Raw genomic sequence first — 6,881 nt, 5'->3', positions numbered from 1 at the left:
CTTCACAGAAGCGATCGCTCGTCTCATCCCACAACCCTAGGCTGCGTCCGTTCTACGCATCGTAGTACAGCGCAAACTCATAGGGATGAGGCCGCAAGCGCATCGGGTTGATCTCCGTATCGATCTTGTAGGCGATCCAGTTTTCGATGAACTCCGGCGTAAAGACCCCCGTGCCCGTCAAAAACTCATGATCATTCTTCAAGCATTCCAACGCCTCTTCCAACGACCCCGGCGTACTCGGAATCTTACTCAACTCCTCAGGGCTGAGATCATAAATATCCACATCCAACGGAGAACCCGGATCGATTTGATTCTTGATCCCATCAATCCCCGCCAGCAGCATCGCCGCAAACGCCGTATAAGGGTTCGCCGTCGCATCGGGACAGCGGAACTCTAACCGTTTCGCCTTCGGACTCGGCCCAGACAGAGGAATCCGCACCGAAGCCGAGCGATTCCCCTGGGAATAGGCCAAGTTCACCGGCGCTTCAAACCCAGGCACTAACCGCTTATAGGAGTTGATCGACGGGTTCGTAAACGCCAACAGAGCGGGCGCGTGCTTCAGAATCCCACCGATGTACCACAGCGCCGTTTGGCTGAGGTTGGCATAGCCATCGGCACTAAAGAACGTCGGCTCACCATTTTTCCAGATCGACTGGTGGGTGTGCATCCCGGAACCATTGTCATTAAACAGCGGCTTCGGCATAAACGTCGCCGTCTTGCCGTATTTCTTCGCCACATTTTTGACCACATACTTATAGGTCATCAGGTCATCCGCCGCTTGGATCAGCGTATTGAACCGAATGCCTAACTCGTTTTGGCCACCGGTCGCCACTTCATGGTGATGCTTCTCGATGGGAACCCCACAGGCTTTCATCGTCAGCAACATTTCTGTGCGGATATCCTGCTGAGTATCCGTCGGGCCAACGGGGAAATAGCCTTGTTTGTAACCGGGCTTATGTCCTAAGTTCCCTCCCGCTTCGATGCGGCCGGAGTTCCAACGACCCTCGACGCTATCAACGTGGTAGTAACCCTCATGTTCATTTTGGTCGAAGCGCACATCATCGAAGAGGAAAAATTCCGCTTCAGGTCCAAAAAATGCCGTGTCCCCGATGCCGGTGGAACTGAGATAGTCAACAGCCTTCATGGCGATGCTGCGGGGATCACGGGAGTACCATTCTCCCGTGCGCGGCTCCTTGATGCTGCAAATCATGCTCAAGGTTTTTTCTTTGTAGAACGGATCAATCCAGGCGGTTTTCGGGTCGGGAACCATGGACATATCCGATTCGTTGATCGCTTTCCAGCCGCGAATACTAGAGCCATCGAACGCCACACCATCAACAAAGGAGTCTTCGTCAATTTGGTTTTGATAGAACGAGCAATGCTGCCACGTTCCGGGCAAGTCAATGAACTTGAGGTCAATGATCTGGATGTCTTCATCCTTGATCATCTGCAATACGTCTTGAGGGGTCTCTGGCATAGGGATAATCCTTCCTTCAGGAGTTTCAGTCGGTATTAAATCATCGAGAGTTATCCTAGAAAGCACGTCGATTGACTTTTGTATCAAAAATTACGGAATTTCATGGGATTCCCCGAAGTCATCCTAAAGCTTTGGCGATTGGCTGCCACTGGTTCACCAACGCAATATACGTTGACAGTCTGTAATGTTTTGCAAAGGTTGGGGGCAATATGTTACGAAACGTATCAATTGTGAGTCAATTTGGCGATCTTCTTAAAGTCAGCGATGCAGAGCGGGCTTCCCTATGGGATGATGGGGCGTTAGATTAGTGCCAGATTCCGAGCGTGTGATCGGCTACCCTTACCATAAAAAATTTAGTGATTGGGAGCGCAGTTTAAATGAGAGATGCAGTCACCAGCTTAATAAGAAACTATGATGTCAGCGGCCGATATTTTGATCGGGATGCGATGGATCGGTTGCAGTCCTATTTCGCCTCTGGGACGGATCGGATTGCTGTGGCGACGATGATTACGGCCAATGCGGCGGCGATCGTGAAGGCGGCGGGGGCACAATTGTTTGAGACCGTGCCTGAATTATTACGTCCGGGCGGTAATGCCTATACCACTCGTCGGTATTCTGCTTGCCTGCGGGATATGGATTATTACTTGCGTTATGCCAGCTATGCGTTGGTGGCAGATGATACTAATGTTCTTGATGAGCGGGTTTTGCAGGGATTGCGAGAAACCTATAACTCGTTGGGGGTTCCCATTGGCCCGACGGTGATGGGGATTCAAATCATGAAGGATGTGGTGAAAGAGTTGGCCACAGAAGCCGGGATTGTGGATGTGAGCTTTATCGATGCGCCGTTTGATCATTTGGCGCGTGATTTTAGTGAGCAGGATCTCTAGCGCGATAATTTGGGTGCATCCCAGTTATGCAATCCCTCACCCAACCCTCTCCCTGAGGAGAGGGCTTTTGCTCCTTTCTCCTGCGGGAGAAGGGCCGGGGATGAGGGTGTTCCCTAGCGAGCCGTGTAAATCTGCAAAAGTGGGATGCACCCGATAATTTAAGTGCCGTCACCGGATCGCCTCACTCTGAACTGGAAGGGTTTCGGTCTTCAGGGGGCGATGGTGATGGGGTAGGGGCGATCGCTTTCTCCAGAGGGCGATCGCATTTTTGATGGCCATGACAGGAGCGGGGAAATGAGCGGCTTGAACCTCTGGCAATCGTTAGTGAGTTGTAGCACCAATGCCCTCAAGAGTGGGGCGCTACAACCGATCAGTACCCATCATGAGTTTTTGACGGAGGCGGGGCTGACGTTTTTGGTGCATGTGTCGGATAATTTGCAGCGCAAGACGGCTCTTGATACGTTGCTGCGATCGCGGGCTCCCGATTTCAATCCGTTTTTGCCCTACGAGGAGGCGCTTTTTGTGGCGGATCTCTCGCCGACGCATCTGTGCTTGTTGAATAAATTCAATGTGGTGGAGCACCATAGCCTGATTGTGACGCGGGCCTTTGAGGCCCAGGAAACCTGGTTGACGGTGGCGGATTTTGCGGCGATCGCTCACGCCCTCTCGGCAATAGAGGGGTTGGCTTTTTATAACGGCGGTCGTGATGCCGGGGCCAGTCAACGCCATAAACACCTTCAACTCGTGCCCTATCCACTCTTGCCGCCGGGGTACGACCTGCCCCTAGAGGTGGCGATCACCGCCATGCCCGACCCCCACGCCCCGAATCCAATTCCCGCCTTCCGCTTTCGCCACGCCTTCGCCCCCCTCACGCCCACCATGACCCCGGCCGATCTTCACCGCTGCTATGGCGAGTTACTGAGCACCGCTGGTCTTCACTACCAGGGCGAACAACAGACGGCCCCCTATAATCTTCTGATGACCCGTGCTTGGATGGTGATTGTGCCGCGATCGCGCGATCGTTATCAAGGCATTTCCGTCAATTCCCTTGGGTTTGCAGGCACGCTTTTCGTCGCCACCCCCGAACAACGCGCCACCTTAACCACCCTTGGCCCCCTCTCCCTCCTGGAGCAGGTCGCGATCCCCCTGCCATAACCTCAGCATTCCCACTCCGCTTTTCCCCAACCTGTGGAAAACTCGATCGGGTTTTCCACAGGTTTTCCACATTGGGAACAATTGCTCTCTACTATCAATCGTGTCATGAAATCCAATCACATCAGTCTGTAATGAAGATTAGATTTTGCTAAAGTGATAAGGAATGTAATAGAATTAAACCTTTTTTGCAAAACTGCATTACAGGCGACTGAGTGGCATTTTTCGTAGCGGATGGACTTCTGTATGACACAGGCCTTAACATTGACAACCACGGCACAGGACACCCAGACCCTGAAGCAAGTGTGGCAGACTCTCGACGCTGAAAGCTGTCCCCATCACTACAACTTCCACCTGCACAGCCAGAGTTCCGACGGGCAACTGATTCCCGAAAGCATTATTGACCAAGCCCTCCGCATTGGCCTGAATGGCATGGCGTTGACGGATCATCACACCGTTGAGGGATATTATCGTGCTCAACGGTGGCTGGATGCCCAGGCTCCAGACCGTCGGCTTCATCTCTGGACGGGGGTTGAAATCACTGCCCGCATCCATGATACTGATGTTCATATTTTGGGCTACGGCTTCAACCCTGAACATCCGGCGATCCACCTCTATCTACAAGGCGAGGCTCCACGGGGCACAGCCGCCGAAGCGGCCTTTGTGATCGCGGCGATCCATGCAGCGGGGGGGTTAGCGGTCTTGGCTCACCCCGAACGCTATCGTCGTTCGGCTCAGGAATTGATCCCAATGGTGGCCCAGTGGGGCATTGATGGTGTGGAAACCTATTACAACTACCGGCGCACCAACCCTTGGCAGGCCAGCCCCCAGGAAACAGAGCGGGTGAAAGCCTTGGGCGATCGCTTCAACCTCTTCCAAACCTGCGGCACAGATACTCACGGTTTAGATTTACTGCTGCGTTTGTAGGTGCTTTGGCGCGATCGCGGGGTGCTGGGGGTGCTTTTCGGACGTTGGCGGCGTTGCCATCGTTTATAGGCGGAACCCGTCCAATCCGCGAGGCTGTGGCTCATCGCCCCCAACTCTAAGCCGATAAACAGCGCCACGCCGCCGAGGGCATGGGTTTGGGCGAAGGCTTGGCTCTGCTGCCAGGCTTGCCCCCAATCCCACGGCAGATCAAAGAGGAGATGAGCGATCGCGCCGCCCACCCCCACCACAGCCCCCACAATTACCAAGAGATACACCACCCGAATCGCAGTGCCAATCAAAAACCCGTGGGAATAGCGGGAACGATGGCGCATTTTCTTTTGGTAGGGAAGCCAAATCCCCCGCAACAGCCCCCACCGCTTAAACTGCACCGAATGAATATCCAAATCGGGGCCGAACATCAGGCCACTAAAGAGATACCCGCTAGCGAGTAGCAGTGTGATTTTCGCGTTGCGGGTCGCCAACATCGACAGGCCGACGATAATGGGCAGACTCCAAAGGGTGATGCGATCGTGGGTGCGGCCAGAGGGCATGTTGGATCTTGGTGAATTTTGTGTTAGTGTAATACATCGTATCGGACGGTTAGCTCAGTTGGTAGAGCTCCTGCCTTACAAGCAGGCTGTCACTGGTTCGAGTCCAGTACCGTCCATTGTGAACGCAATTTCACCGGATCTGATCGCGAGAGGCGGGCGTGATCGTGCCGTTCGGGGCGATCGCACCCACCTCAGGCCATGATCGTGCGGATCGCGTCAACCTCTGCAATCAGCCAGGGCGCGGCTTGGTCAAGCTCCGCATCGGTGGTAAATTTGCCCAGCCCGATCCGGATCGCGCCTTCGATCTGGTCGGCGGGGAGGTGCATCGCTTGCAGGACATGGGAAGGGGCTTCCACACCGGAGGTACAAGCCGATCCGGTCGAGAGGGCAACGCGATCGCGCAGTCGGGCGGTGATGGCGCTGTTGGGAATGCCGGGGATGGAAATGTGTAAATTTCCGGCCAGGCGGTGGATTGGGTCGCCATTAATGACGAGATCGGGGATGTGGGTTTGGAGTTGGGTTTGGAGGCGATCGCGGCGTTGGGCGATCGCGGTTTCATCGGCGGTCATTTCGGCCTGGCGCAGATGGCAGGCAGCCCCTAACCCCACAATTCCGGGCACATTCAGGGTTCCGGGGCGTTGGTTGCGCTGTTGACCGCCCCCATACAACATCGGCGCTAACCGATGGTGGTCTTGCACCAGCAGCGCCCCGCTCCCTTTCGGCCCGTAGCATTTATGGGCCGACACCGCCAACATCGTGATCCCCCAATCCTGAAACTGGAGGGGAATTTTACCCACCGCTTGGGCCGCATCACAGAGATAGGGCACGCCGTACCGATGAGCGATCGCGCTCATCTCCCGCACCGGGTAAATCGTCCCCACTTCATTATTCGCCGCCATCCCACAGAGCAAATCTAAGCCTTGGGCACAGCAGGCTTCCACCGCATCCAGGTCAATTTGGGCGGTGCGATCGACGGGCAGCGTGATCCAGTCGATGCGATCGCTCTGGGCGAGGTGGCGGCAGGTCTCCAGGACGGCTTTATGTTCAACGGGGGTGCAGGCTACTCTCGGCCGTTTGCCCTGATCAATCAGAGGGTTAACCGTGCCCAAAATCGCCAGGTTCAAGCTCTCGGTGGCTCCAGAGGTGAAAATAATCTGGCGGGGGCGACAGTGGAGCAATTGCGCGATCTGCTGTGAGGCGGTTTTCACCGCAGCGGCGGCCGCATCCCCAAAACGATGGTCAGTGCTGCTGGGGTTCCCAAAGGTTTGGGTATAGGCAGCGAGCAGTTGGGGCGCAATCCGGGGGTCTAGGGGGGTAGTGGCGTGGTTGTCGAGATAGATCACGGTGGTGGCGGTGTACCCAACTCAAAAAATTCTGTCACAATTGAGGCAATCAATGGGGCATATTGGATTGAACGATGACCCATTTCACAGGAGCAAAATAATCGATGCAAAGTATTACCGTAACCTCTCGAATTGGCAATGATGGGGTGCTCAGGGTGCATTTACCCGATGCCACCAATACAGAAGTTGAGGCGATCTTAGTCTATCAAATCAAGGCAAATCCCCCTACTCCCGCCCCGCAATTTTATGGCTGCATCCAAGACAACTCTTTTCTTCGACCCCCCCAACCCCCCCAACCCGATCGGGAGAGATTGGAGTGACCTATTTGCTCGATACTAATGCCTGTATTACAGCCTTTACCTATAATACAAGGTACACTACAATTGGAGAATCAATGTTATAAATGAGCATAGCATAATCTCATGAGTCGTTACTCTCTAGATTTTCGCAAAAAAATTGTCGAAACCTATGAACAAGGAGGCACATCAATTCGCAAAGTAGCGCAACGCTTTCAAGTGAGTCCAGACACGGTGAGACGACTCCT

Annotated in this window: 7 protein-coding genes and 1 tRNA gene; 5 read left to right on the top strand and 3 right to left on the bottom strand. The window is 54.4% G+C overall.

The genetic code is table 11. The annotated features are described in order from the left end of the window. Positions 1 to 52: 52 nt before the first annotated feature. Positions 53 to 1,477, bottom strand: a complete 1,425-nt coding sequence (glnA, locus tag PN477_RS16350; protein ID WP_072622529.1) for a type I glutamate--ammonia ligase — start codon at positions 1,475 to 1,477, stop codon at positions 53 to 55. Positions 1,478 to 1,854: 377 nt separating this feature from the next. On the opposite strand from glnA, the gene apcB reads away from it, so the two are divergent. The 3 genes from apcB to PN477_RS16335 all read left to right on the top strand — a co-directional run bounded on the left by apcB (position 1,855) and on the right by PN477_RS16335 (position 4,443). Continuing rightward, positions 1,855 to 2,364, top strand: a complete 510-nt coding sequence (gene apcB, locus PN477_RS16345) for an allophycocyanin subunit beta (RefSeq protein WP_072622530.1) — start codon at positions 1,855 to 1,857, stop codon at positions 2,362 to 2,364. Positions 2,365 to 2,658: 294 nt separating this feature from the next. Continuing rightward, positions 2,659 to 3,519, top strand: coding sequence for an ATP adenylyltransferase family protein (locus PN477_RS16340; RefSeq protein WP_272117919.1), 861 nt, complete (start codon positions 2,659 to 2,661; stop codon positions 3,517 to 3,519). Positions 3,520 to 3,762: 243 nt separating this feature from the next. After that, a complete protein-coding gene (locus PN477_RS16335) occupies positions 3,763 to 4,443 on the top strand; it encodes a PHP domain-containing protein (protein WP_272117917.1) in 681 nt (226 codons plus the stop codon). Here PN477_RS16335 and PN477_RS16330 read toward each other — a convergent pair. Further along, positions 4,413 to 4,994: a metal-binding protein gene (locus tag PN477_RS16330; RefSeq protein ID WP_272117915.1), complete on the bottom strand. Its 582-nt coding sequence runs from the start codon at positions 4,992 to 4,994 to the stop codon at positions 4,413 to 4,415. The two genes, PN477_RS16335 and PN477_RS16330, sit on opposite strands and share 31 nt — an antisense overlap. Positions 4,995 to 5,037: 43 nt before the next feature. On the opposite strand from PN477_RS16330, the gene PN477_RS16325 reads away from it, so the two are divergent. Beyond that, a tRNA-Val gene (locus tag PN477_RS16325) sits at positions 5,038 to 5,110 on the top strand. A gap of 75 nt (positions 5,111 to 5,185) precedes the next feature. On the opposite strand, the gene PN477_RS16320 is transcribed toward PN477_RS16325, so the two are convergent. Next, the gene (locus tag PN477_RS16320) at positions 5,186 to 6,337 is read right to left on the bottom strand and encodes a cysteine desulfurase family protein (RefSeq protein WP_272117913.1); all 1,152 of its coding nucleotides are present in this window, start codon (positions 6,335 to 6,337) and stop codon (positions 5,186 to 5,188) included. 422 nt (positions 6,338 to 6,759) lie between these two features. Between PN477_RS16320 and PN477_RS16315 the strand changes: the two genes are divergently transcribed. Continuing rightward, a partial coding sequence (locus tag PN477_RS16315; protein ID WP_272147460.1) for a helix-turn-helix domain-containing protein occupies positions 6,760 to 6,881 on the top strand: 122 nt, incomplete at its 3' end.

Source organism: Spirulina subsalsa CS-330 (genome assembly GCF_028330765.1).
In the GTDB taxonomy this organism is placed as follows: Bacteria; Cyanobacteriota; Cyanobacteriia; order Cyanobacteriales; family Spirulinaceae; genus Spirulina; species Spirulina subsalsa_A.
Note: the sequence above shows the minus strand (reverse complement) of the source record. Positions and strands in the feature narration are given on the sequence as shown.

What these genes read in the sequence shown, in the direction of transcription:
- PN477_RS16340 (WP_272117919.1), top strand. Translation starts at nt 2,659, where the DNA reads ATGAGCGGCTTGAACCTCTGGCAATCGTTAGTGAGTTGTAGCACCAAT.
- PN477_RS16330 (WP_272117915.1), bottom strand. Translation starts at nt 4,994, where the DNA reads ATGCCCTCTGGCCGCACCCACGATCGCATCACCCTTTGGAGTCTGCCC.
- glnA (WP_072622529.1), bottom strand. Translation starts at nt 1,477, where the DNA reads ATGCCAGAGACCCCTCAAGACGTATTGCAGATGATCAAGGATGAAGAC.
- PN477_RS16335 (WP_272117917.1), top strand. Translation starts at nt 3,763, where the DNA reads ATGACACAGGCCTTAACATTGACAACCACGGCACAGGACACCCAGACC.
- apcB (WP_072622530.1), top strand. Translation starts at nt 1,855, where the DNA reads ATGAGAGATGCAGTCACCAGCTTAATAAGAAACTATGATGTCAGCGGC.